Genomic DNA, 24726 nt, shown 5'->3' with positions numbered 1-24726 from the left:
ACGCGGCGGAGCCGCAGATCAGCAGAGCCCCGCGCCCCAGGCAGTGCAACTACCTGCCTGAGCCTTTGGCCGCGCGCAGCGCGGTCAGCAAATCAGGCCCGGACCACGCGCGGGACTGCCCCGCAGGGGCGGCCTCGGCCTCGTGGACGAGGGCCACCAGGCGGGCGTTCGCCGGTGCCGTCAGGCCATGCCGCTCGGCCAGTGCGACGACCTCGCCCTGCAGCGAGTCGACCTCGGTCGGGCGGCCGCGCTGGAGGTCCTCCCACATCGAGGAGCGCGCCTTCTCGTCGATGGCCAGCATCTTGGCGGCCGCCCGGCTGAACACCGCGTCCGGCAGACGCAGCAGATACGGCGTCAGCGTCGGTCGCACCGCGCCCAGTTGGGCCGGACGGATCCCGGCCGCGCGGAACGCGGCCAGCGCCTCCGTCTGCATCAGGGCCAGGCAGGCCCGGTACGCGCGTTCGCCGAGCTCCGCGCGCAGCGGGATGCCGGCGAGCGCGTTGACGGCGTTGTTGAGGTTCATCAGCAGCTTGGCGTACTGCACCTCGCGCATGTCGGCGCGTGGCTGGACGTGCAGCCCGGCCGCGTCGAGTGCGGTGACGAGCGGTGCGCCGGCTGGGACGTCGTCCAGCATCAGCGCGCCGCCGGTGCCCTGGTGGAAGCTGCCGGGCTCGGTCTGGAGGATGTTGTAGGGGACCATCCCCGTCAGCACCGTGTGGTCCGGCAGCTCCTCGCGCAGCGCGTCGGCGTTGCGCAGGCCGTTCTGGAAGCTGACCACGACCGTGCCCGGAGCCAGGTGTGGCGCCAACTGCCGTGCGGCGTCCCGGGTTCCGTCGGACTTGACGGTGATCAGCACCACGTCTGCCCCGGCCGCGGCGCTCGCCTCGGTCGCGGTACGGAACGCGTCGGCCGCGACCCGGCGTGGCGGGCGGCGGGAGCTGGTCAGGGTGAGCCCGCGTTCGGCGAGGAGTGCCATGGCCGCCGGACGGCCGATCAGCGTCACCTCGACGCCGTCCACGGCGGCGAGGCTTCCGCCGAGGTGGCAGCCGATGCTGCCCGCGCCCATCACCGCGATCCGCAGGGGACCGCGCCCGTCCGCCGCGCTGCCCGTCGCCGTCTCCGCCATCGTGCCCGTCTCCGTCTGCTCGTCGCCCACGTGAGTGCCCCCGTCCGGTGCGTCCAGTGCGTCTGCCGCGCCCGGTGCGTCCGCCGTGCCCGTCATGACCGGACCGCCTCGGCCGCCGCGCGGCCCGCCGCACGGCCGGAGAAGAGGCAGCCGCCCAGGAAGGTGCCCTCCAGTGCGCGGTAGCCGTGCATCCCGCCGCCGCCGAAGCCCGCGACCTCACCCGCTGCGTACAGTCCAGGAATCGGCGCGCCGTCCGCGCCGAGCACCCGGCTGGACAGGTCGGTCTGCAGACCGCCGAGCGTCTTGCGGGTCAGCACGTGCAGCTTGACCGCGATCAGCGGTCCCGCCTTGGGGTCGAGCAGCCGGTGCGGGCGGGCGACGCGGATCAGCTTGTCGCCGAGGTAGGCGCGGGCCGAGCGGAGCGCAGCGATCTGCAGGTCCTTGGTGAACGCGTTGTCGATCTCCCGGTCCCGGGCCACGACCTGACGCTGGATCGTCTCGAAGGAGAGCAGTGGCTGGTCGGTCAGCCGGTTCATGCCCTGGACGAGGTCGGCAAGGTTGTCCGCCACGACGAAGTCGGCGCCCTGCCGCTTGAACGCCTCGACCGGCGCGGGCGCGCCGCCGCCGAGCCGGGCGGCCAGCACCTGGCGCAGGTCCTTGCTGGTCAGGTCGGGGTTCTGCTCGGATCCCGAGAGCGCGAACTCCTTCTCGATGATCTTCTGGGTCAGCACGAACCACGAGTGGTCGTGTCCGGTCGTCCGCAGGTGCGCGAGCGTGCCGAGGGTGTCGAAACCGGGGAAGAGCGGCACCGGCAGCCGCTCGCCGGTCGCGTCCAGCCAGAGCGAGGAGGGGCCGGGCAGGATCCGGATGCCATGGTTCGGCCAGATCGGGGCGTAGTTGGTGATGCCCTCGACGTAGTGCCACATCCGGTCGCGGTTGACCAGCCGTGCGCCCGCCGCCTCGCTGATCGCGAGCATCCGCCCGTCGACGTACGCGGGCACGCCGGTCAGCATCTGCGCGGGCGGAGTGCCCAGCCGTTCGGGCCAGTTGGCGCGGACCAGGTCGTGGTTGGCGCCGATGCCGCCGGAGGTGACGATCACCGACTCGGCCCGGTACTCGAACTCGCCGACCGCGTCGCGGTTGGACGCCTCGCCGCGCGCCGTCGCGCTGGGCGCGAGGACCGTGCCGCGCACCCCCTCGACGCCATTGGCGCCGGTCAGCAGCTCGTTGACCCGGTGCCGGAAGGCGAAGGTGACCAGCCCGCTCGCGGCGGCGTCCTGGACGCGGCGGACGAAGGGATCGACGACGCCCGGCCCGGTGCCCCAGGTGATGTGGAAGCGCGGCACGGAGTTGCCGTGACCGAGCGCGTCGTAGCCGCCGCGTTCCGCCCAGCCGACCACCGGGAACACCTTGACTCCGCGCTCGCGCAGCCAGGAGCGCTTCTCACCGGCGGCGAACTCGACGTAGGCGCGGGCCCAGCGGCGGGCCCAGGAGTCCTCGTCCTCGCGGTCGAAACCGGCCGTGCCCTCCCAGTCCTGCCAGGCCAGTTCGAGGGAGTCGCGGACGCCCATCCGGCGCTGCTCGGGGGAGTCGACCAGGAAGAGTCCGCCGAAGGACCAGAACGCCTGCCCGCCCAGGTTGGCCTGGTTCTCCTGGTCGACCAGCAGGACCCGGCGCCCGGCGGCGACCAGCTCGCAGGTGGCCGTCAGCCCGGCCAGCCCGGCCCCGACGACGATGACGTCCGCATCCACGGTGGTGCTCCTCGCTGCGCTGCGCTCCTGGCGGGTTCCTGCTGCGTTGGGCTGCACCCTACCGGCGAGTCGGGTGCCGCGACTCTTCCGAGTTTATGGAACACGTTCTAGTCTGCGCGGTGCAGCCGCGCCCGGGCTGCGCAGCCGTGACCGCAGAGGGAGAGCGTCGTGCACCTGGACCACACGCCGGAGCAGCATCGGCTCCGTGCCGAACTGCGCGCCTACTTCGCCGACCTGATGCCGCCCGAGGCGCACGGCCGACTCAACGACCCCCGGCAGCAGAAGAAGTTCTACCGGGACGTCAACCGCCGTCTCGGCGCCGACGGCTGGCTCGGCGTGGGCTGGCCGGTCGAGTACGGCGGGCGCGGGCTGAGCGCGTTCGAGCAGTTCATCTTCTTCGACGAGGCCGCGCAGGCGGGCGTCCCGCTGCCGATCATGGCGTTGAACACGGTCGGTCCGTCGATCATGAAGTTCGGCACTCCCGAGCAGAAGGCCTTCTTCCTGCCGAAGATCCTGGCCGGTGAGATCGACATCGCCATCGGCTACTCCGAGCCGGACGCGGGCACCGACCTGGCCGCGCTGAAGACCCGCGCGGTCCGCGAGGGCGACGAGTACGTCGTCAACGGGCAGAAGATCTGGACCACCAACGGCGACACCGCCGACTGGGTCTGGCTGGCCACCCGGACCGACCCGGACGCCCCGCCGCACAAGGGCATCACCATGCTGATGGTCGACACCACCGACCCGGGCTACTCCACCACCGTCATCCGCACCCTGGCCGGACACGACACCACGGCCAGCTACTACCAGGACATCCGCGTACCGGTCTCGATGCGGGTGGGCGAGGAGAACGCGGGCTGGCGGCTGATCACCAACCAGCTCAACCACGAGCGGGTCACCCTGGCCGCCCACGCCACCATGGCCAACCGCGCCCTGGCCGAGGTCCAGCAGTGGGCCCGCGAGACCGAACTCGCGGGCGGCAAGCGGGTCATCGACCTGCCCTGGGTCCGCCAGCGCCTCTCCCGCACCCACAGCCGCCTGGACGCCGTCAAGCTGCTCAACTGGCAGATGGTGGACGCCGTCCAGCGCAACGCCCTCACCCCGCAGGACGCCTCGGCCGTCAAGGTCTACGGCAGCGAGGCACGCCGCGACGCCTACGCCTGGCTGCTGGAGGTCGTCGGCGCGGCGGGCCCGCTCAAGGAGGGCAGCGCGGGCGAGGTCCTGCGCAGCAACCTGGAACGCGGCTACCGCAGCGCGGTCATCTTCACTTTCGGCGGCGGCAACAACGAGATCCAGCGCGAGATCATCAGCTGGATCGGCCTGGGCATGCCGCGCGTTCGGCGCTGAGTCGCCGCTGAGCTGCCGCTGGGCGCGAGGCGTGTTGCGGTGCCTCGCGCCCAGCGGTGTTCAGTTGTGTGTCGGGTCTGTCAGGTCTTTCGGGCGTCTCAGGAGGCGTTCAGCGCCGTGTCGTCGAGCACGAAGCTGGTCTGCGGGCCGCTCTGCTCCACGCCGGTGAACTTCAGGGTGACAGTCTGGCCAGCGTAGCTGTTGAGGTTGAACGAGTACTGGTTGTACCCGCTGCTCGCGTTCAGGTTGGAGTAGGTCCCGAGGGTGCTGAGCACGGTGCCGGAGCTGTTGAGGACCTGGACCTTGAGGGTGTCGACCGCAGTGGTGGCGGTCCTGCCGGTGTCGACGTGCAGCCAGAGGGAGAACGCCGCGCTGCAACCGGACGGGACCGCAACGGTCTGGGCCACGGTGTCGGTGTGGGCGGCGCCATAACCGTCCAGCCAGGCGTCCCAGTTGCCCGAGTGGGCGGGCTCGTCGACGGTGTCGTTGTTCAGCACGCCCGACGTCATCGTCCACGGTGTAGTCGTGCCGGTCTCGAAGCCCGGGTTGCCCAGCAGCTGGCCCGGCTTGGTGCAGCCGCCGCCGCCCGTGGTCGAGTTGACGGTCCAGCTGAAGGAGGCGGTGCCGGACGCGCCCGTGCTGTCCTTGGCGGTGACCGTCACGCTGTCGGTCCCGGCGGTGGTCGGGGTGCCGGAGATCAGGCCCGAGGAGGAGATCGACAGACCCGCAGGGAGGCCGGTCGCGGTGTAACTCAGGCTTGCCCCGGCCGAGTCCGAGCCGCTGATCTGCAGCGACGCGGCGGTGCCGACCGTCGACGTCTGGCTGCCCGGGTTCGTCACGGTGACCGTGTTGCCGGTGGAGGAGCCGCTCTGGAAGGCGGTGGTGCCGTTCGGGGTGCCCCAGCCGGTCGGGCCGTCGTAGCCGGCCTCGGCGGTGCACAGGTACGCCGGGGAGCAACTGGCCGTGGAGCCGGTGGTGACGTCGTTGAGCGAAGAGGTGTGCGCGTACGGGTACTTGGCCGGGTAGTCGCTCGCGCCCGGGTTTCCGGCGAGGGCGTAGACGGAGGCGATGATCGGCGAGGCGACGGAGGTGCCGCCGTAGACGTTCCAGCCGCCGTTGTTGTTGTAGGTGTCGTAGACGGCGACGCCGGTGGCCGGGTCGGCGACCGCGGAGACGTCGGCGACGGTGCGCTTGGAGCAGCCGGTGTCGGTCTGCCAGCTGGGCTTGGGGTCGTCGGCCGAGCAGCCGGATCCGGCGCCCTCGGTCGAGGAGGTGGACCAGACGGACTCGGTCCAGCCGCGCGTGTTGGACGCGGTGGACAGCGAGGTGCCGCCGACGGCGGTGACGTACTGCGAGGCGGCCGGGTACTCGACGCCGTAGCCGCTGTCACCGGAGGAGACGGTCACCGCGACGCCGGGGTGGTCGTAGTACTCGGTGTCGTAGGTCGAGTCGGTGGAGGACTCGCTGCCGCCGTAGCTGTTGGAGACGAACTTCGCCCCCGCGTTGACGGCCGCGTTCACGGCCGCGCCGAGGTCGTCGTTGCTGTCGGAGTTGGCCTCGACCAGGTCGATGTGGCAGTTGGGGCAGATCGCCGAGACCATGTCGATGTCGAGCGCCTCCTCGCCGGTCCAGTCGTCGCTGGACGGGGCGGGCGAGGGGAGCGGGCTGGCCTGCCCGTTCTCGTTGAGCTTGGTGAAGCAGCCGCTGTCGCAGGCCGGCAGCCCGAACTGACTGCGGTAGGTGTCCAGGTCGCTCTGCGCGCTCGGGTAGTCGTAGGCGTCGATCAGCGCGACGGTCTCCCCGCCGCCCTTCGACGCCGCCGCCGAGGCGAGGTTGTAGGCCGACTGCAGGTTGCTGGGGCCGTAGCCGGACACCGTCGCCAGCGGCGCGGCGTCGGCGTGCGCCGACTGCGGACGGACATCGGTGCGCTTGAGCGCCAGGCAGCTGGAGTAGCCCACGGGCTCCTGCGGGCACTGGCGGTGGACCGTGACGGAGCTGCTGGTGGTGGCGGCAGGCGCGGCTGTCGCCGCCTGTGCGGGCGTGATCGCCGCCAGGCCGAAGAAGCCGACGGTGACGGCGGTGACGGACGCGGCCACGGTTCGGCCGAGCGCGCTGGTGCGGCGCGCGATTCCGGTGGTACGCAACCCACCCTCCCTGAGGGACGAGGGGAAGGCACCGCGCAGCACTGACGCGACGTCAGAACACGGTGCCATTCCGAATCAGGAAACGAATCAGGAAACGCAGTGCATGTGCTGACGACACGTCGGCTCGGCTCGCGGCACGGTCGGCCGCCAGCTGACACCCTGCATCGTGGTGGTCTCGCTGCTACGTGAGAGTAGGGCTGACGCGTACACACTGAACAGAGCATCGGGCGGAAAACTTCTGGAAATCCTCTGAACTGACGGCTCCCTGAGAGGAAACTGAGAAGTTCCTGGTAGAGGCCGAGGTAAAGACCTTGGGGATGGCGGGCGTTGGCCCTCAGTCGGGATGCCGGAGGATCAATACGCGAGCCGGGTCGAACACGCTGCGCGGTCCGGTCACCGGGCCGATGTCGATGTGCGCGATCAGGAAGCGGCGGACGTCGTCGCGCCGCGAGGCGGACAACCGGTGCCAGTTCCGGCGTGTATGACGTCCCGTCAACTCCGGACCGACCGCATCCGGGACGCGTACCGCCACCATGCGGTTCTCCTTGCGGATCCGCGCCGCGAGTGCCGCGTGCTCCCGGGTCGACTGCGGCTCGGGCGTGGCGGTCGGCGCGGGCAGTTCGGCGAGCCGGGCCTGGTCGTGGTCGCGGCCTTCCGCGGTCTTCGGGTCGAGGACGGCGGCGGGCGTTCCCTCACTGGGCAGTTGGGCGTTCTCCAGCGCGAACAGGACGTGCTCGTCGACCAGTTCCTCCAGCCGCGTCGCGCTGATGTACCGGTGGCAGGGTTCGCCCTCGCCGGTGCTGCGGCCGATGCAGCCGTACATGGGGTAGCCGTTCTTGGTCTCGCCGACCATCCGCCGACCGCAACGGCCGCAGCGCACCAGGCCGGTCAGGCGGTAGTGCCGCTCCGGGCGGCGCTCGGCGCGGGTGGTGAGCTCGGCGCTGCGGCGCAGTTCCTGTGCCGCCTCCCACTGGGAGAGGCTGACGCACGGCTCCCAGCTGCCCGGCACGTACGCGCCGCTCGCGTCGCGCAGGACCTCGCCCTGCCGCACCTGCAACGCCGCGTAGCGGGGCGCGTCGAGGATCCGCGCCACCTTGGTGGACGTCCACCGTCCGCCGGCGGCGGTGGGTATCCGCTCGGTGGTGAGCTCGCGGGCGATCCAGGACAGGGAACGGTCCGTCAGATACCAGTGGTAGATCCGGGCGACGACGGCCGCCTCGTCCGGGACGAGCTCGTGGCCGGACTGCGTGTAGCCGAAGGCCCGGCGTCCGCCGCCGTGCGGCCGTCCGTCGGCGGCGGCCCGGGACTGGGCGGTCCGGGTTGTTCCGGAGGCGTCCTCGCGGCGGCGGCACCGTTCCCGTGTCCGCTCCCGGAGGGCGCTGCGGGCGGCGGGCGTGTTGAGGTCGACCTCCTGCTCGGGGTCGAGCAGGACCAGGTCCCGTGCGTCCGCGAGCGTCAACAGCGCGGCCAGGTCCCAGGGGTGGAACTGTTCGAGCTCGTCGGTGCCGGCGATGAGGACGTGCGTCACCGGTCCGGTCCGCAGGTCCCTGAGCAGCGCGTCCCAGCCGGGGCGACGGCCGTCGCGCTCGTCGGTGCGTGCCCAGCTCGTCGCCAGGGGGTCGATGAACACCCGCCAGGGGGCGACGTGAAGGCCGTGACGGTCGGCCAACTCGCGGCACCGGGCCTCGCGTTGGTCCACCCCGGCCTGTCGGGGCGAACGCCGGTGGGCGACGCGGCAGTAGACCGCGGCCTCCCCGACCTGGGTGGAGTCGCTGCCCCCCATGTCGCCCCCAGAGTCATGCGAAGGATTCCGAAACCTGTGGGCGGCGTCCTCTCGGTGCGTCCACGGTGGAACCGATCGTTCCTCTGAGTTTCTTCTGAGTCAACGGCATCGTTGCATTTCACAGCTTCTCCCGATGCGGCCGGCGCGCTTCAGCAACGGGGAGCGCTGGTTACGAAATGGTCACGTCGGCACCTGAGAAGTCGGGATGAAGCGTGCCAGAACGGACGCAACGCCACCGCCCCGTGCATGAGAGCGGAGGGGTGGGGGTAGCGATGCCCCGGGCTGCAACTAAGGTAAGCCTTGCCTACTGGGTCGGCGCGAGGGTTCGTGCCGGTCCGAAAGGCAGCCCGGACCGCGCCCACTGGCGGCCCGGGTGCTTCTTCCCATGTCGGAGGTCGTGCGGTGTTCGTCGGTGTTCGGTCCATGAAGCGGTCGGTGTTCTCGACCGCCGTCGCGTCCCTCGCGGGCCTCTGCGTGCTCTCCCTGAGCGCCTGCGGCTCGGGTGCGTCCTCGGTGTCCTCCTCGGCCTCCGGCGGCTCGCTCGCTGGGCAGACGATCACCGTGTACAGCGGGCAGCACGAGCAGACCATGGACGCGCTGGTGAAGGGCTTCACCGCGCGCACCGGCATCAAGGTCCAGCTGCGCTCCGGCGACGAGGCCGAGCTGGCCCAGCAGCTGCTGGTCGAGGGCGCGGCCTCCCCGGCGGACGTCTTCGTCTCGGAGAACCCGCCCACGCTGACCACGCTGGAGGAGAAGGGCGCCCTGGCCAAGGTCGACGCCTCGACCCTCGGCGCCGTGCCCGCCGCCGACAGCTCGGCCAAGGGCGACTGGGTCGGCCTCTCCGCGCGCTCGGCGGTGTTCGTCTACAACACCGGCAAGCTGACCGCCGCCCAGACGCCGAGCTCGGTCACCGCGCTGGCTTCGGCGGTCTGGCAGGGCAAGCTGGGCATCGCGCCGTCCGAGACCGACTTCACCCCGATCGTCACCCGCATGATCCAGATGAAGGGCCTGGCCGCCACCACGTCGTGGCTCAAGGCGCTCAAGGCCAACGGCAAGGTCTACGACTCCAACGAGGACCTGGTCGCGGCGGTCAACCGGGGCGAGGTCGCGGGCGGCGTCATCGACCACTACTACTGGTACCGGCTCCGCGACGAGCAGGGCGCGTCCAACATCCACAGCGCTCTGGCCTACTTCGCTCCCGGCGACCCGGGCTCGCTGGTCGACGTCTCCGGCGCGGGCGTGCTGGCGTCCAGCCGACACCAGGCGGCGGCCCAGGCCTTCCTCGCCTACCTGGTGAGCAAGCCCGCGCAGCAGATCATCGCGACCTCTGAGAGCTACGAGTACCCGCTGCTCGCCGGTGTGACCGACACCCGCCTCGCGCGGACCCTGCAGCAGGCGGGGCCCGTCGACTCCGCCGCCCAACTCGGCGACGGCTCCCAGGCGATCCAGCTCATGCAGAGCCTGGGCCTGCTCTCGTGACGCTCACCGAAGCCCCGTCACCCGCCGTCCGTCCGTCGCGTTCTCCGCGGCGGATCCGGACGGCGGGTTCCGGCGTTCTCGCGCTGGTGGCGATCGCGGTGACGCTGCTGGTCGCCAGCCCGCTGGTCTTCGTCGCGCTGGAGGCGTCCCAGTCGGGTTGGGGAACCGTCCAACGCCTGCTCGGCCGCCCGCTGATCGCCACCCTGTTCTGGCACACCGCCGTGCTGACCGCGATCGTCACCGTCGGCGCGCTGGTGCTGGGCTTCGGCGCGGCCTGGCTGGTCGAACGCACCGACCTGCCGCTGCGGCGGACCTGGACGGTGCTGGTCGCGATGCCGCTGGCGATCCCGGAGTTCGTCCACGGCTACTGCTGGGTCTCGCTCTTCCCTGCCGTGCAGGGCCTTTGGGGCGCGGCGCTGGTGATGACCTCCTCGCTCTACCCGCTGGTCTTCCTGCCCGTCGCCGCCGTGCTGCGGCGCAGCGACGCGAGCGCGGAGGAGGTCGCCCGCAGCCTGGGCAAGGGCCGACTGACCGTGCTCTGGCGGGTCACCCTGCCCCAGACCCGCCCGGCGCTGGCCGGCGGCGCGCTGCTGGTCGCGCTCTACCTGCTCGGCGAGTACGGCGCGTTCGCGATGCTGCGGTACGACACCTTCGCGACCGCCATCTACACCCAGTTCGAGACGGCCTTCGACACGGTCTCGGCCTCGGTCCTCTCGCTGATCCTGATCGCGCTCGCGCTGGTCGTCGTGGTGCTGCAGAACCGGATCGGACGGAACCGCGGCCGGGTGGTCCGCGAGGGCAACGCGACCCGCCCCGCCACACCGGTCGCGCTGGCAGGCGCCAAGCCGCTCGCGCTGCTGGCGATGGCCGCCCTGGTCGGCGTCGCGGTGGGCGTGCCCGTCTACGCGCTCGGGTACTGGCTGGTCAAGGGCGGTTCCACCACGCTGCCCTCGGCCTCGATCTGGTCCCTCACCGCGACCACGCTCGGCTACGCGCTGGCCGCCGCTGCCATCGCCACCGCCGCCGCGGTCCCAGTCGCGCTGTACGCCTGGCGGCGCGACACCCGCCTGGCGCGGGCCGTCGAGCAGACCGCCTACCTCACCCGTGCGCTGCCCGGCATCGCGGTCGCACTGGCGGTGGTCTTCTTCGCGATCCGCTACGCCCAGCCGTTCTACGAGCAGCCTCCGCTGCTGGTCGCCGGATACGTGGCGCTCTTCTTCCCGCTCGCGCTGACGGCCGTGCGCTCCTCGCTGGCGCAGGTCCCGCACGGCGTCGAGGACGTGGCGCGCTCGCTCGGCACGCCGCCGCTGGTGGTCCTGGCCCGGGTGACGCTGCCGCTGATCCTGCCCGGCCTCGGCGCGGCCTTCGCCATGGTCGCGCTCACCGCCAGCACCGAGCTGACGGCGACGCTGCTGCTGCGGCCCACCGGCACGGACACCCTGGCCACCCAGTTCTGGACCTACACCACCGGCCTGGCCTGGGGCGCGGCCGCGCCCTACGCGGCCGTGATGACCGCGCTCTCCGTCCCGGCCGTGCTCCTGCTGACCCGCCGCACCCTCGGCGGTGCCCGAACCCCGAAAGAGGCTGCGCGATGAGCGGCTTGACCGTCACTGATCTGCACGCGCAGCACGGCAAGGCGTCGGTGCTGACCGGCCTCGACCTGACCGTCGGCGGCGGTGAACTGGCCGCCGTGCTCGGCCCGTCGGGCTGCGGCAAGAGCACGCTGCTGCGGATCGTGGCCGGGTTCCACGCCGCCGCGTCCGGGACCGTCGCCGTCGGCGGCCGGGTGCTGGACGACGGGCGGAGCCGGGTCCGCGCCGAGCAGCGCCGGATCGGCTACGTCCCCCAGGACGGCGCGCTCTTCCCGCATCTGACGGCGGCGGGCAACATCGGCTTCGGACTACCGCGCGCCGAGCGCAAGGCCCGCGTGGCGGAACTGCTCGAGCTGGTCGGGCTGGGCGGCCTCGGCGACCGGCACCCGCACCAACTGTCCGGCGGCCAGCAGCAGCGCGTGGCGCTCGCCCGCGCCCTGGCACCCCGCCCGGACCTGCTGCTGCTCGACGAGCCCTTCTCCGCGCTCGACGCCCAACTCCGCATCGAGCTGCGCGCGGAGGTCGCCGCCGCCCTGCGCAGCGCCGGGGCCACCGCGGTCCTGGTGACCCACGACGTGGACGAGGCGCTGGCCTTCGCCGACGTGGTCGCCGTCATGCGCGACGGCCGGATCACCCAGGCCGACGCCCCGGACACGCTCTTCCACCGCCCGGTCGACACCCACGTCGCCCGCGCGCTGGGCGAGGCCAACCTGCTCGCGGCCACCTTCGCCGACGGCGAGGCCAGGACGGCTCTCGGCACGCTGCCCTTGACCGAGCCGCAGACCCCGTCCGGCAGCGGGACCGTGCTGCTCCGGCCGAGGCAGCTGCGCCTCGGCGACGAGGGCGTTCACGCCACCGTCACCGCCGTGCACTTCCGTGGCCACGACCACCGCGTCGAGCTCGACCTGGTCGCCGACGGCGGGCGGCGGGAGCGACTCGTCGCCTACACCGACACCGCCCCTCCCGGGCCCGGCAGCTCCGTCGGCGTCACCGTCGTCGGCGCGGCGCACGCGCTGACCCCGGCCGGAGAGGCCGCTGCCCGCCCGGAGGCGGAGACCGCGACGGTGCCCGAGCGCACCGTGGCCGAGGCGCACTGACGTTCTGACGGTCCGTCCGAACACCTAGCCCGCCCGGCGTACGTGCGCCGGCGGGCGAGGTGATCGTGCTGGTCAGGCGCGTTGCTCAGGGCGCGTAGGCCTGGAGCTCGGAGAGCTGTCCGGCGGGCCAGGCGGAGTTGGCCGTGAAGGTCAGCTGCAGGTAGCGGGTCGTGGTGCCTGCGGGCAGGGTGATGGTGGCGGTGTTGCCCGTGTTGGGGTCGAAGGAGTAGGTGGCCGACGGGACGAGGGTGCTGTAGCTGGAGCCGTCGGTGCTGTCGAGGACGGAGAGGGTCTGCGTGCGCGCGCCCCAGGACGTCGACGGCGGCAGCAGCATCACCAGCTTGCCCACGGCGGTGGAGCTGCCGAGGTCGAGCGTGAACGTCTGCGGGAAGGCGTTGTCGGTGCTCTCCCAGTAGGTGTTGGCGTCACCGTCGACGGCGTTGGCGGCCATGTAGGTCTGCGTGTGGCCGGTGTCGGAGACCGCCTTGCCCAGCGCCAGGTTGCTGCTCCCGGTGGCCGTGGCAGTCGGCGTCGGCGTCGGTGTGGGAGTGACCGTCGCCGAGCTGCTCGGGGCGTAGGCCTGGAGTTCGGAGAGCTGTCCGGCCGGCCAGGCGGAGTTGGCGGTGAACGTCAGCCGGAGGTACCGGGTGTCGGTGCCCGCGGGCAGGGTGATGGTGGCGGTGTTGCCCGTGTTGGGGTCGAACGAGTAGGTGGCCGAGGGGACGAGGGTGCTGTAGCTGGAGCCGTCGGTGCTGTCGAGGACGGAGAGCGTCTGCGTGCGCGCGCCCCAGGACGTGGACGGCGGGAGCAGCATGACCAGGTGGTCGACGGCGGTGGTGCTGCCGAGGTCGAGCGTGAAGCTCTGCGGGAAGGCGTTGTCGGTGCTCTCCCAGTAGGTGTTCGCGTCACCGTCCACCGCGTTCGCGGCCACGTAGTTCTGGGTGTGGCCGGTGTCCGAGACCGCCTTGCCCAGCGCCAGGTTGCCGCCAGGCGGCGTGGTCTGCGTGGGGGTGGGCGTCGGGGTCGGCGAGGTGCTGGTGGAGGTCGGGGTGGGCGTCGGTGAGCCGGTGCCGTTGCCCGGACCGGTCGGCGGCAGGCCCACCGGGGACGGGAAGGCGGTCAGCGTCGGCGTGGTGCTCCACCCGCTGTTGCCGCTGCCCTGGTTGAACGCGAACGTGCCCGCCACGTCGTTCGGGTAGCCGTAGTCGTACGCGCCCGCCACGCCGACGTTGCTCGCGGTCAGACCGCTCACCGAGGCGGACCCGGTGGTCTCCGCCTGGAAGACCGTGGTGCCGGTCCAGTCGACGCTGTTGTTGGTGAAGTTGAGGCCGTTGACCGCGTAGCCCTGGCCCCCGCCCCCGACGATCTCGAAGGCGCTGTACGGGCTGTCGTCCACCGCGTTGCCGCTGACGTTGACGGTGACGTTGGTGAACGCCGAGTCGTAGGCGTCGAACCGCATCGCGCCCATCGGGTGGCCCCAGTTGGGGTTCATCGCCCCGGTGCGGATCAGCGTGTTGTCGGAGACCGTGACGGTCCCGGAGAGCGGCGTGAACGGCTGCAGGAACGCCTCGTTGGAGACGGCGATGCCGCTGCCGAGCGGGTTGGTGTCGGCGACGACGTTGCCCTGGATGGTGTTGTTCGAGCCGCCGTAGTCCGCGATGCCGTTGGCGAGCGTCGGCTCGACGACGGTGTTGTCGCTGAGCGAGTTGCCCGAGTCGGTGGCGGGGTAGGACCACAGCGCCAGGCCGTCGTCACCGGTGTTGCGCAGGAAGTTGTTCTCGACGGTGTTGTTCGTCGCGTTGCCGTTGAAGTTCAGCCCGTCCGCGTCCGTGGACAGGACGACGCAGTTCTTCACGGTCAGCCCGGTGTTGCCGTACTGGAGCCAGAAGCCGACGTTGGTGTCCTGGATCCACAGGCCGTCCACGGTCGAGCCGCTGCCCAGCGAGCCGTTGATCGCGTTGGCGGTGCTGTCGTCGTGACGGCCGACGGTCGAGCCGAGGATGGCAAAGCCGCTCAGGTTGACCGGGCCGGAGACGTCGGAGGTGTTGTCGATGAACTCGTTGCTCTTGATCTGCGAGTACCAGTACCCGGCTCCGGCGATCGTCGCCTTGGGGACCTGGAGCGCCGAGGAGACCACGAAGGTGCCCTGCGGGATCCACACCGACTCGTTGGCGGAGGCCGCTGCGGAGATGGCGGTCCGGAAGGCGTTGGTGGAGTCGGCCGCACCGGTCGGGTCCGCGCCCTCGCTGACCACCGAGATCGAGTTGGCGGGCTGCGTCGCGGGCGCGCCCACGTCGAAGAAGTCGGCGACGTCCAGGGTGTAGGGCAGCGCGGTGTCGCCCGAGTCCACCTGGAAGGTGACTGTGCCACCGGTGTTGACCGTGGACGGCAGCATCATCCGTACGTCGTCGTAGAGCTTGTGCACCTTGGAGCCGGGCACCTGGCTGGTGGTGATGTAGCTGTAGGCGGAGGTGAGTTGCAGCTCCTGGCTGAGCTTGGTGCCGTTGACGTAGACCGAGAGGCTGCCGGAGCTGCCCTGCGGCACCGCGTAGTGCAGGTCGAAGGCGTTGGCCGGCGCGGTCAGGGTGAACGTCACGTGCTGGCCCTGGCCGGTCAGTTGGACCGCCTGGCGGCCGGAGGCCTCGGTGGCCAGGTCGCCCTGGGTGTAGTCGGGGCCGATCACCGTGCCGTTGGTGGACGCCTGCGGGCCCTCGGCCTCGTACTCGGTCATGCCGGAGACCGAGGCGCCGGTGCCGTTGGCGGCCCCGGCGGCGAAGGGGGTCAGCGCGGAGTGGGCTGGTGCCTGTGCTGCTGCCTGGGCCTGGTGGGCGGGCCCGGCGAGGAGGAGGCCCAACACGCCGGTCGCTGCTGCGGTGACGGCAGCGAGCACGGCGGTGGAGCGGCGGTACGTCATCACGTACGACCTTCCGTGGACGGGGACTTCCGTGGACGGGTTGCAGCCGCGAGGGTCGACATGGCGGTCCCAGCAGGGCGGGGGCATGACACATCCCCGCAGAGCACAGACCGGTCCGTCTCGGCCTGGCGGAACACTCTGGCACAGGCGGCAGGACGTAGCAATATGCCGACAGAAATCTGCAAATAGTGAGCGGTTGAGCTGCTGCTATTGCAGGGCGTGCTTGCACCCGGCACGTCAGGCCGTTGCAGATGATGGCAAGAAGAGGCAAGAACTTGCGGGTATCCGGCATATAGCATGTCGGCATGACACGACGACTTGCCCATGTGGCCCAGAAGGTCGGAGTGAGCGAGGCGACCGTCAGCCGGGTGCTCAACGGCAAGCCCGGGGTCTCCGCGCAAACCCGCGAGGCGGTGCTCACCGCCCTGGACGTGATGGGATACGAGCGTCCGACCCAACTGCGCGGCGAGCGCGCCCGGTTGGTCGGGCTGGTGCTCCCGGAGCTGCAGAACCCGATCTTCCCCGCCTTCGCCGAGGTGGTCAGCGGTGCGCTGGCGCAGCAGGGGTTCACGCCGGTGCTCTGCACCCAGACCGCGGGCGGCGTCTCCGAGGCGGACTATGTCGAACTCCTGCTCCAGCAGCAGGTTTCCGGCGTGATCTTCTTCGGCGGGCACTACGCCATGGCCGGCCTCTCCCATGCGCACTACGAGCGTCTGGAGCAGCGCGGGCTGCCCACCGTGCTGATGAACGCCGCCGTCCCCGGCCTCGGGTTTCCGCAAGTGAGCTGCGACGACGCGGCAGCGGCCGAGCAGGCGGTCGCGCTGCTGGTCTCGCTGGGGCACGAGCGGGTGGGGCTGGTCCTCGGCCCGCCCGACCACATGCCCTCGCGGCGCAAACTCGCCGCCGCCGAGCGGGCGTTGGTCAAGGCGGGGCTCGAACTGCCGGAGGACCGCGTGGAACACGCGCTGTTCTCGTTGGAGGGCGGCCAGGCCGCCGCGATGCGCCTGCTCAACCGGGGCGTGACCGGGATCGTCTGCGCCTCCGACCCGATAGCGCTCGGCGCGATCCGCGCGGCGCGACGGCAGGGGCTGGACGTCCCACGAGCGGTCTCGATCGTCGGATATGACGACTCGTCGTTCATGACCTGCACCGATCCGCCGCTCACCACGGTCCGCCAGCCGATCGAGGCGATGGGCCGGGCGGCCGTGGAGCTGTTGATGGGCGAGCTGGCGGGGACTCAGGTCACCCATGACGAGCTGCTGTTCGAGCCCGAGCTCGTCGTCCGCGGCTCGACCGGCCCGGCAAGCGTCCGGTAGGGACGCACGGCAGGGCACAGCGCAGGACTGAGGGGCCGCATCCGCCGGGATGCGGCCCCTCAGTCATTGATGCATCATCATGTCTCGGTTGTGCGTCGCCTTCTTGCAATTTTTCGTCGACATCTTGTGCTGCCTTGTGAGCATGCCTATCGTGATCCGCGCCGCAGCCTCTTGCCGGCACCCACCCCACGAAGGGCCTCCCGCCATGCGCAGATCCGCAGCGCTCGTGGTCGCCGCCACCGTCGCGATGACCGCAGCAGCCTGTTCCAGCTCGGGCACCAGTTCCACGGGAAACACCGGCAACGCCAACGGCAAGGTCACCATCTCCGTCGACTGCGCACCGCCGAGCAGCCGCCCGACCCAGGTGCAGCAGTGGAACGCCGACATCGCGGGGTTCGAGAAGCTCCACCCGAACGTGACGGTCAAGAGCATCGACACCTTCCCGTGCGAGACGCCGGAGCTCTTCACCGCGGCGCTGCGCGGCGGCACGGAGGCGAACGTCTTCTACACGTACTTCACCGACCTGCCGCAGGTCCTCGCCTCGGGCCAGGCCGCCGACATCACCCCGTACGTGACCTCGGCCAACCTGCCGGTCAAGAACGACATCCTCCCGTCCGTATGGGCGCCGCTGAGCTCGGGCGGCAAGACCTACGGGGTCCCGCGGACCAACTACACGATGGGGATGATCATCAACCGGAAGCTGTTCCAGCAGGCCGGTCTCAACCCCGACCAGCCGCCCACCACCTGGGCCGAGGTGGAGACCGACGCCAAGAAGATCGCCGCGCTCGGCAACGGCATCGACGGCTACGGCGACTACAGCGCGGGCAACAACGGCGGCTGGCACTTCACCGCGGAGCTGTACGCGCAGGGCGGCCGGATGGTGAGCTCGGACGGCACCAAGGCCGCGTTCGACAACGCGCAGGGCCTCGCCGTCCTGCAGAACCTGCAGAAGCTGCGCTTCACCGACAACGTCATGGGACAGACCCAGCTGTACAAGTGGGGCGACCTGCAGAAGCAGATGGCCGCGGGCAAGCTCGGGATGTACATCGCCGCCCCTGACGACATCACCTACATGGTGCAGAGCCTCGGCGCGCACTACTCGGACTTCTCCATGGGCCCGATGCCCGGTCAGAGCGGCCCCGCCGTCGGAACCCTGGCGGGTGGCGACGACTACCTGTTCAACGTCAAGGACACGCCCGCCCAGATCACCGCGGGCGTCCAGCTGGTGAGTTACCTGTGGCTGACGATGGGTCAGGGGCAGCAGTACAACTACCCGCGGTCCAAGGCGTCCGGACAGGCGGTCGGCCTGCCCGAGCCGGAGCTGTTCCAGGGCGCGACCGCGGCCGCGGACAACTCGCTCAAGGCCGCCAACGCGACCATGTCCGTGCAGGCCTTCGCCCCGTTCGTGAACGCCGCGATCCCCGGCGTGACCGAGCCGCCGAACGCGCAGGCCATCTACAAGGTCCTCGACACCACCATGGCCTCCGTGCTCACCGACCCGCACGCGAACCTGCAGCAGCTGCTGGACACCGCCCAGTCCCAGGTCAACGAGGTCCTGGCCAACGCGCAGTAAGGCCGACCCGCTGCCTCACCCTCACCTGAGCTTCGAGGAGTCCCCGAATGGCGGTCCTGACCGCATCCTCCGACGCCGGCTCGCCGCCCCTGCGGACGGCGGGCCGGGCCGGGGCGCTGCGCCGAAGTGTGCGGCGCAACCTGACCGCGCACGGCTTCCTGATCGGCGCGGTGCTCTGCTTCGCCTGTTTCACCTGGTACCCCATGGTCCGCGAAGTGATCATGAGCTTCCAGAAGGCGCGGGCGGGGCAGACCACCTGGGTCGGCCTGCACAACCTCCAGCAGATCAGCAACGACCCGAGCTTCTGGATCGCCTGGCGCAACACCGCCGAGTTCACCGGCCTGGCCCTGGTCCTGGGCTTCGCGCTGCCGTTCGTCGTGGCCGTGGTGATGAACGAACTGCGGCACGCCCGCGGCTATCTGCGGGTGCTCGTCTACCTGCCGGTGATGCTTCCGCCGGTGACCTCGCTGCTGGTCTTCAAGGACCTCTACGACCCGCAGTACGGCCTGCTCGACCGGATGCTCCAACTGCTGCACCTGCCCACCTCGGCCTGGCTGCAGTCGCCGAACATGTCGATGGTGGCCGTGGTCATCGCGTCCACCTGGATGAACATGGGCAGCGCCACCCTGATCTACCTGGCCGCCCTGCAGAACATCCCGGGCGAGCTCTACGAGGCGGCCGAGCTCGACGGAGCGGGAGTGCTGCGCCGGATCCGGCATGTGACGATCCCGCAGACCCGGCTGATCCTCTCGCTCATGCTGATGCTGCAGATCGTGGCGACCATGCAGGTCTTTGTCGAGCCGTTCGTGCTGACCAACGGCGGTCAGGGCGTGGACAACTCCACCACCACGATCGTCTACCTGATCTACCAGTACGCCTTCAACTTCAGCAACTACGGCGCCGCCTGCGCGCTCGGACTGCTCCTGCTGCTGGTCCTGGCCGGGTTCTCGCTGCTCTACGTCCGTCTGAACCGGAGGGCCGAAGCGTGAGCGACACCCGGACGCTGATCAATCCCGCGCAGCTGAACCGCACCGTCTACCGGGTGACGCTGCTGCTGGTCGTCGTGGTCTTCTCTCTGGTCTTCCTCGGCCCGCTCTACCTGCTGGTGACCGACGGCCTGAAGACCACCGCCGAGTCCATCGCGACGCCGCCCACCTTCTACCCGCACCACGTCCAGGTCTCCAACTACTCCGACGCGTGGAACCGCCTCAACATCGAGCAACTGCTGGTCAACACGCTGTGGTACGCGTTCGGCGCCCTCGCCTTCCAACTGGTCCTCGACGTGGCCGCCGCGTACTCGCTGTCGAAGCTGCGGCCCGTGCTCGGCAACGTGATCCTCGGGCTGATGCTGGCCAGCCTGATGATCCCCGCCATGGTGCTGATCGTCCCGCAGTACCTGACCGTGCTCGACCTGCCGCTGGTCCATCTCAACCTGCTCAACAGCCCCTGGGCGATCTGGCTGCCGTCCGTGGCCAACGCCTTCAACATCTACCTGCTCAAGCGCTTCTTCGACTCCGTCCCGCAGGAACTGCTCGACTCCGCCGCCATCGACGGGGCCGGACCGCTGCGGACGCTGTGGTCGATCGTGCTGCCCATGTCCCGGCCGATCCTCGGGGTGGTCTCGATCTTCGCCCTGGTCAACGTGTGGAAGGACTTCCTCTGGCCGCTGCTGGCCGAGCCCGACCCCACCAAGCAGACCCTCAACGCCGGGATCTACTCGCTCTCGCTCGGTGTGCCGCAGAACGTGCTCATCGCGGCGGCGGCCATCTCGGCCGTGCCCACCGTGCTGTTCTTCCTGATCTTCCAACGCAACATCATGTCCGGTCTGACCGCAGGCAGCCTCAAGGGCTGACCCTGCCGTCCCTCTCCCGACTCGCCCGAGGAGACCGCTACCTTGCTTCAAGCCCACGAATGGTGGCGCGGCGCCGCGATCTACCAGGTCTACGTGCGCAGCTTCGCCGACGCGGACGGAGACGGCGTCGGCGACCTGGCGGGAGTCCGCTCCCGGCTGCCCTACCTGGCCCGACTCGGCGTCGACGCGCTCTGGTTCAACCCCTGGTACGCGTCGCCGATGGCGGACGGCGGCTACGACGTCGCCGACTACCGCCGGATCCACCCGGCGTTCGGCACCCTCGCGGACGCCGAGCAACTCATCGCCGACGCGCTCGAACTGGGGATCAGGACCATCGTCGACATCGTCCCCAACCACGTCTCCGACCAGCACGACTGGTTCCGGCAGGCGCTGGCCGCAGGCCCCGGCTCGCCGGAGCGGGACCGCTTCTGGTTCCGCGAAGGACGCGGCACAGCAGGCGAGTTGCCGCCCAACAACTGGCCCTCGCAGTTCGGCGGCAGCGCCTGGACCCGCGTCCCGGACGGGCAGTGGTACCTGCACCGCTTCGCCTCCCAGCAGCCCGACCTGAACTGGCAGCACCCGGAGGTGCGCCGCGAGCACGAGGAGGTGCTGCGCTTCTGGTTCGACCGCGGCGCGGCCGGGGTCCGCATCGACTCCGCAGCTGAGGTCGCCAAGGACCCGCTGCTGCCGGACGTGGTCGAGGGCACCGACGAGCGCCCCTACATCGACCGGGACGAGATCCACGACATCTACCGCAGCTGGCGGAAGCTCGCCGACTCCTACAGCCCGCCGCGCGCCCTGATCGGCGAGGTCTGGCTGCCCGATCCGGACCGCTTCGCCCGCTACCTGCGTCCCGACGAGCTGCACACCGCCTTCAACTTCGGCTTCCTCAGCTGCCCTTGGGACGCGGACCGGCTGCGCGAGACGATCACGACCACGCTCACCGTGCACACGCCGGTGGGAGCGCCGGCGACCTGGGTGCTCGCCAACCACGACATCACCCGCACGGTGACCCGCTACGGCCGGGCGGACACGGGGTTCGACTTCGCCACCAAGGCCCACGGCATCCCGACCGACCTGGAGCTCGGCACCCGCCGGGCCCGCGCCGCCGCGCTGCTGAGCCTGGCCCTGCCCGGCTCGGTCTATCTGTACCAGGGCGAGGAGTTGGGCCTGCCGGAGGTCGAGGACCTCCCGGCGGAGGTGATCGAGGACCCGATGTACCACCGCACCGCCGGGGCGGACCCCGGCCGCGACGGCTGCCGGGTGCCGCTGCCGTGGAGCGGCACCGAGCCCCCGTTCGGCTTCTCGGCGTCGGCCTCGGACGATGCGGTGCCCTGGCTGCCCCAGCCACGGGACTGGTCCCACCGCACGGCGGAGAGCCAGGTGAACGACCCGGACTCGATGCTCCAGCTGTACCGCAGAGCACTGCAACTGCGCCGCACCCACCCCGCGCTCGGGGACGGCACAATGGGCTGGCTGCCCGGCGACCCCACCGTGCTGGCCTTCACCCGCAACGGCTCGGGTTTCACCTGCGTGGCCAACCTGGGCACGACCCCCGCGCCGCTCCCGCCGCACGACGAGGTCCTGCTCACCAGCGGGCCGCTGGCCGATGGCCAGTTGCCCCCGGAGACTGCGGCGTGGCTCCACGCCTCCTAAGAGGCTGTCGGGGAACCTGAGCCGGGCTGGGCCCGCCTGGTACGCACGCTCGCCGCGTTGCCGAACCGCCCAAGTAGCTCCGCTACGAGGGCGCTCCGGCGCCTTGCGATCGCACGCACCAGCCGACCCCAGCTGATCCGGCCCAGGTTCCCCGACAGCCTCTGTGGAGCCGCGCCGCACGGGCCGCACCGCTTTCGAGGGTGAGCGGTGCGGCTTCACCACTCCGTCAGAACGACGCGACCTGCGGTTGCGCCTGGACTGATGCCGGTCCCAGCCTCGCGACAGCAAGGAGCAGCGCTCGCGCCGCCGCGTCGTTCTGGCGGAACGCGGGAGAGTTGGAGCGGGGGCGGGCGAACGCCGCGACCGCCCGCGCGCTGGTGTGCGCGCCGAGGGCGATCCGGCGCGGATGCGGTCGGCCTGAGTCGTCGACGACCGCACCGCTCTGAGGATCCGTCAACATCAGTCCCGAGCGCCGCTCTTCGGTCGCCTCCCCGCGCGCGAGCAGGTCGCGCAGGAGCGGGGAGTCGGTGCGCCGCAGCGTGGCACGCGGGAGGCGTGCCTCGACGAGCGTGGTCGCAGTCGTCACCGCTCCCGCAAGGGCGGGGCTGTGGGCGAGGAACCTGCCGCTCGCCTCGTCCGCCTCGACGCGCAGGTCGGGGCCGAGGAAGTGCAGCAGGCCCGCGTCCGACAGCGCCAGCAGCTCCCGGAGCCGGTGTCCGGGCGGACCGCTGGCGAGGAAGCTGAAGAAGCCGTGCCACCAGCCGTCCAGGTCCCTGGCCAGCGACGTCGCGTCCAGTCGACCGCTCGCGGCGACGCGCGGGAGCTGGCCGTAGACGGAGAGCAGCGCGTAGAACGCACCGAGATCGGCACTGTGGGCGCGGTCGCCGCGCCGCGCGAGGTCGTTGCGGATGTGCCGGCGCAGCGTCTCCCGCAGGGCGTCGGGGGAGGCGAACGACGTCCCGGCGAGCGGGCGGTCCAGCGCCTCGAAGTCGATCCGGTCGTCCGGGTCGGGGACGGCGCGGCCGACCAGTGCGGCCGTGGCCGGGGCGTACCAGGCCAGCGGGGTGAAGGCGGCGAGGAACTCCTCCCACGGCATCCGGGTCCGTTCCGGATGGCCGTGGAACAGCTCGTGGTAGTGGCCGTACGCGATCTCCTTGGCCACCGACGGCCACACCTCGGCCCGGAAGTCGAGCGGGCCGTCCCCGCCCAGCAGCAGGTCCACCGCGTCCGGCCCGAAGAAGCGCGGCAGCGGAGGCGGCGGGCCCTGCAGGCGGTAGCCGGTCTTGGCGTGGTACGGCACACCGCGTCGCGAACCCGCGTGCAGCACGGGTTCGCGGCCCGACGGCAGATACGCGAGTGAGCCGTCGGTCCGGGGGAGGTAGCGGCCGCCGCGTCCCTCGGTGAGCAGCACGATCAGGTCGACGGCAGCCAGGCCGAAGCCGCGCAGGACCACGTCCTCGCCGGGTGCGATCTCGTCCAACTCGGCGCCGAGGTCGGCGGAGTAGGCGGGCGGCAGGTAGTGCAGGCGGTGGCGGCCGGCGAAGTCCGTCAGGCGCTGCTCGTCGGACTCGGGCCGCGCGTCCAGGTGTCCCAACGTCAGCACGACCAGGTCCGCGGTGACGGTGTTCCCGGACGCGAGGACGACCTGCTGCGGCTCGTCCGGCCCCCCGCGCACGTCGACGGCGGCCTCGCGGTGGACGCGGACCGTGGCGTAGGGGGCCAGCGCGGCCGTGGTCCGTCGGAACACCCAGTCGAGGTAGGCGCTCTGGACGCGCCGGGTGGCGAAGTCGGTGGGGGCCAGCTGCTCCAGCTCGGCCCGGACCGCCGGGTCGGCGACGGCACGGGCGTCCGGCCCGGCGGCCCACTCGGCGAGCGAGGGACCGGGGCGGACCGGGCCGTCCATGACGGTGGCGGCGTCGGTGAACATGGTGACGTCCTCCGCCATGGAGTTCATCCGCAGCAGCGGGGACTGGTCGTGCCGCCACACCCGGCCCGGACCGGGCGGATGCGGGTCGATCAGATGGATCGTCAGATCGACTGCTGACGGCAGTAGTTGCGGCGCGTTGGCGACGATCCGGTCCAGCAGGCCGGTGGCGCGCGGCCCGACGCCGACCACGGCGATGCTGACCCGCCTCATCGGCTGCTCCGTCCGACACGGCGCTCCAGAAAGAACTGACCCACCGTCAGAACGCTGGTGACGACCAGGTACCAGATGGCTGCCACCAGCAGCAGCGGGATCACCTGGTAGGTGCGGTTGTAGACGATCTGCACCGAGTAGAGCAGGTCGACCACGGCCAGCACGCTGACGATCGAGGTGCTCTTGAGCGTGCCGATCAGCATGTTGCCGGCAGCCGGGACGATGCTGCGCATGGCCTGGGGCAGCACGATCCGGCGCAGCGTGCGCAGTCGGCCGAGCCCGAGCGCGGCGGCGGCCTCGTGCTGGCCGGCATCGACGGCGAGCAGCCCGCCGCGCACCACCTCCGCCGCGTAGGCGGCCTCGTGCAGGGTCAGGCCGATGACGGCGGTGGCGGTCCCGCCCAGCAGGTTGACCGTGCTGACCGAGGCCAGCGTCGGGCCGAACGGGACGCCGATGCTCAGCGTCGGGTAGAGCAGGCCGATGTTGTACCAGAGCAGCAGTTGGACCAGGACCGGTGTGGCCCGGAAGACCCAGAGGTAGCCCCAGGCCAGCCCGCGCAGCACCGGGTTGGCGGAGATCCGCAGCGCGGCGATCACCGCGCCGAGGGCGAAGCCGAGTCCGGTCACCACGGCCGTCAGCCAGAGCGTGAGCACCAGTCCGTCCAGCACGCCCGCGCTGCTGAAGTACCGGGCGACGACGCCCCATTGGAAGGCGCGGTTGGACAGGACGGAGCGCAGCACCCAGGCGAGCAGGAGCAGGGCCGCCGCGGCGGTCGCCCAGCGTCCTGGATGTCGCCTGGGCCGGATCCGGGTCGGTAGCGGCGGGCTGGTCTCTGTTGCGTCGTTGGCTTCGGCAGCGGGCTCGGCGGCGGGTTCGGCGTTGGAGAGGCGAAGCGGGGGAACGTCGGATGCGACGGTCATGGAAGGAGTCTCCGAAGGGAGTGCGGACAGCGGCGTCGC

General features: G+C 71.1%; 16 protein-coding genes. 9 read left to right on the top strand and 7 right to left on the bottom strand.

Annotated elements, in window-relative coordinates; genetic code table 11:
• Positions 1-49 precede the first annotated feature (49 nt).
• The gene (locus I2501_RS18335) at positions 50-1222 is read right to left on the bottom strand and encodes a 2-dehydropantoate 2-reductase (protein ID WP_236046628.1); all 1173 of its coding nucleotides are present in this window, start codon (positions 1220-1222) and stop codon (positions 50-52) included.
• Positions 1219-2877, bottom strand: a complete 1659-nt coding sequence (locus I2501_RS18330) for an FAD-binding dehydrogenase (RefSeq protein ID WP_196195164.1) — start codon at positions 2875-2877, stop codon at positions 1219-1221. Before I2501_RS18330 ends, I2501_RS18335 begins: the two co-directional genes overlap by 4 nt.
• 168 nt (positions 2878-3045) lie before the next feature.
• On the opposite strand from I2501_RS18330, the gene I2501_RS18325 reads away from it, so the two are divergent.
• Positions 3046-4224, top strand: coding sequence for an acyl-CoA dehydrogenase family protein (locus I2501_RS18325; protein WP_196195163.1), 1179 nt, complete (start codon positions 3046-3048; stop codon positions 4222-4224).
• A gap of 98 nt (positions 4225-4322) precedes the next feature.
• On the opposite strand, the gene I2501_RS18320 is transcribed toward I2501_RS18325, so the two are convergent.
• Together I2501_RS18320 and I2501_RS18315 are read right to left on the bottom strand one after the other, a co-directional pair.
• A complete protein-coding gene (locus I2501_RS18320; protein WP_215909748.1) occupies positions 4323-6368 on the bottom strand; it encodes a S53 family peptidase in 2046 nt (681 codons plus the stop codon).
• A 334-nt stretch (positions 6369-6702) separates the two neighbouring features.
• A complete protein-coding gene (locus tag I2501_RS18315; RefSeq protein WP_196195162.1) occupies positions 6703-8151 on the bottom strand; it encodes a recombinase family protein in 1449 nt (482 codons plus the stop codon).
• Positions 8152-8574: 423 nt separating this feature from the next.
• Between I2501_RS18315 and I2501_RS18310 the strand changes: the two genes are divergently transcribed.
• Genes I2501_RS18310 through I2501_RS18300 form a run of 3 tightly spaced genes read left to right on the top strand, consistent with a single transcriptional unit; the run spans position 8575 to position 12319 of the window.
• The gene (locus I2501_RS18310) at positions 8575-9630 is read left to right on the top strand and encodes an iron ABC transporter substrate-binding protein (protein WP_196195161.1); all 1056 of its coding nucleotides are present in this window, start codon (positions 8575-8577) and stop codon (positions 9628-9630) included.
• Positions 9627-11225: an ABC transporter permease gene (locus I2501_RS18305; protein ID WP_196195160.1), complete on the top strand. Its 1599-nt coding sequence runs from the start codon at positions 9627-9629 to the stop codon at positions 11223-11225. The genes I2501_RS18310 and I2501_RS18305 overlap by 4 nt, the downstream gene beginning before the upstream one ends.
• A complete protein-coding gene (locus tag I2501_RS18300) occupies positions 11222-12319 on the top strand; it encodes an ABC transporter ATP-binding protein (RefSeq protein WP_196195159.1) in 1098 nt (365 codons plus the stop codon). The genes I2501_RS18305 and I2501_RS18300 overlap by 4 nt, the downstream gene beginning before the upstream one ends.
• A gap of 85 nt (positions 12320-12404) precedes the next feature.
• On the opposite strand, the gene I2501_RS18290 is transcribed toward I2501_RS18300, so the two are convergent.
• The gene (locus I2501_RS18290) at positions 12405-15233 is read right to left on the bottom strand and encodes a discoidin domain-containing protein (protein WP_236046626.1); all 2829 of its coding nucleotides are present in this window, start codon (positions 15231-15233) and stop codon (positions 12405-12407) included.
• Positions 15234-15538: 305 nt separating this feature from the next.
• On the opposite strand from I2501_RS18290, the gene I2501_RS18285 reads away from it, so the two are divergent.
• From I2501_RS18285 to I2501_RS18265, 5 genes are all read left to right on the top strand, one after another.
• Entirely contained in the window at positions 15539-16549 is a 1011-nt protein-coding gene (locus I2501_RS18285) for a LacI family DNA-binding transcriptional regulator (protein ID WP_196195158.1), read from the top strand.
• 205 nt (positions 16550-16754) lie between these two features.
• On the top strand, positions 16755-18122 hold the full coding sequence (locus I2501_RS18280) for an extracellular solute-binding protein (RefSeq protein ID WP_196195157.1): 1368 nt from the start codon (positions 16755-16757) through the stop codon (positions 18120-18122).
• A 47-nt stretch (positions 18123-18169) separates the two neighbouring features.
• Positions 18170-19111, top strand: a complete 942-nt coding sequence (locus I2501_RS18275; protein WP_196195156.1) for a carbohydrate ABC transporter permease — start codon at positions 18170-18172, stop codon at positions 19109-19111.
• Positions 19108-19974, top strand: coding sequence for a carbohydrate ABC transporter permease (locus tag I2501_RS18270; protein WP_196195155.1), 867 nt, complete (start codon positions 19108-19110; stop codon positions 19972-19974). Before I2501_RS18275 ends, I2501_RS18270 begins: the two co-directional genes overlap by 4 nt.
• 42 nt (positions 19975-20016) lie before the next feature.
• A complete protein-coding gene (locus I2501_RS18265; RefSeq protein WP_196195154.1) occupies positions 20017-21630 on the top strand; it encodes a glycoside hydrolase family 13 protein in 1614 nt (537 codons plus the stop codon).
• Positions 21631-21856: 226 nt separating this feature from the next.
• On the opposite strand, the gene I2501_RS18260 is transcribed toward I2501_RS18265, so the two are convergent.
• The gene (locus tag I2501_RS18260) at positions 21857-23767 is read right to left on the bottom strand and encodes an FAD/NAD(P)-binding protein (protein WP_196195153.1); all 1911 of its coding nucleotides are present in this window, start codon (positions 23765-23767) and stop codon (positions 21857-21859) included.
• Positions 23764-24687 (bottom strand): amino acid ABC transporter permease, encoded by a 924-nt coding sequence (locus I2501_RS18255; RefSeq protein ID WP_196195152.1) that lies wholly within the window; start codon positions 24685-24687, stop codon positions 23764-23766. Before I2501_RS18255 ends, I2501_RS18260 begins: the two co-directional genes overlap by 4 nt.
• Positions 24688-24726 lie beyond the last annotated feature (39 nt).

Source organism: Streptacidiphilus fuscans, assembly GCF_015690355.1.
Classification (GTDB): Bacteria; Actinomycetota; Actinomycetes; order Streptomycetales; family Streptomycetaceae; genus Streptacidiphilus; species Streptacidiphilus fuscans.
Note: the sequence above shows the minus strand (reverse complement) of the source record. Positions and strands in the feature narration are given on the sequence as shown.

What these genes read in the sequence shown, in the direction of transcription:
- I2501_RS18335 (WP_236046628.1), bottom strand. Translation starts at nt 1,222, where the DNA reads ATGACGGGCACGGCGGACGCACCGGGCGCGGCAGACGCACTGGACGCA.
- I2501_RS18315 (WP_196195162.1), bottom strand. Translation starts at nt 8,151, where the DNA reads ATGGGGGGCAGCGACTCCACCCAGGTCGGGGAGGCCGCGGTCTACTGC.
- I2501_RS18310 (WP_196195161.1), top strand. Translation starts at nt 8,575, where the DNA reads ATGAAGCGGTCGGTGTTCTCGACCGCCGTCGCGTCCCTCGCGGGCCTC.
- I2501_RS18300 (WP_196195159.1), top strand. Translation starts at nt 11,222, where the DNA reads ATGAGCGGCTTGACCGTCACTGATCTGCACGCGCAGCACGGCAAGGCG.
- I2501_RS18290 (WP_236046626.1), bottom strand. Translation starts at nt 15,233, where the DNA reads ATGACGTACCGCCGCTCCACCGCCGTGCTCGCTGCCGTCACCGCAGCA.
- I2501_RS18285 (WP_196195158.1), top strand. Translation starts at nt 15,539, where the DNA reads ATGACACGACGACTTGCCCATGTGGCCCAGAAGGTCGGAGTGAGCGAG.
- I2501_RS18280 (WP_196195157.1), top strand. Translation starts at nt 16,755, where the DNA reads ATGCGCAGATCCGCAGCGCTCGTGGTCGCCGCCACCGTCGCGATGACC.
- I2501_RS18275 (WP_196195156.1), top strand. Translation starts at nt 18,170, where the DNA reads ATGGCGGTCCTGACCGCATCCTCCGACGCCGGCTCGCCGCCCCTGCGG.
- I2501_RS18260 (WP_196195153.1), bottom strand. Translation starts at nt 23,767, where the DNA reads ATGAGGCGGGTCAGCATCGCCGTGGTCGGCGTCGGGCCGCGCGCCACC.
- I2501_RS18255 (WP_196195152.1), bottom strand. Translation starts at nt 24,687, where the DNA reads ATGACCGTCGCATCCGACGTTCCCCCGCTTCGCCTCTCCAACGCCGAA.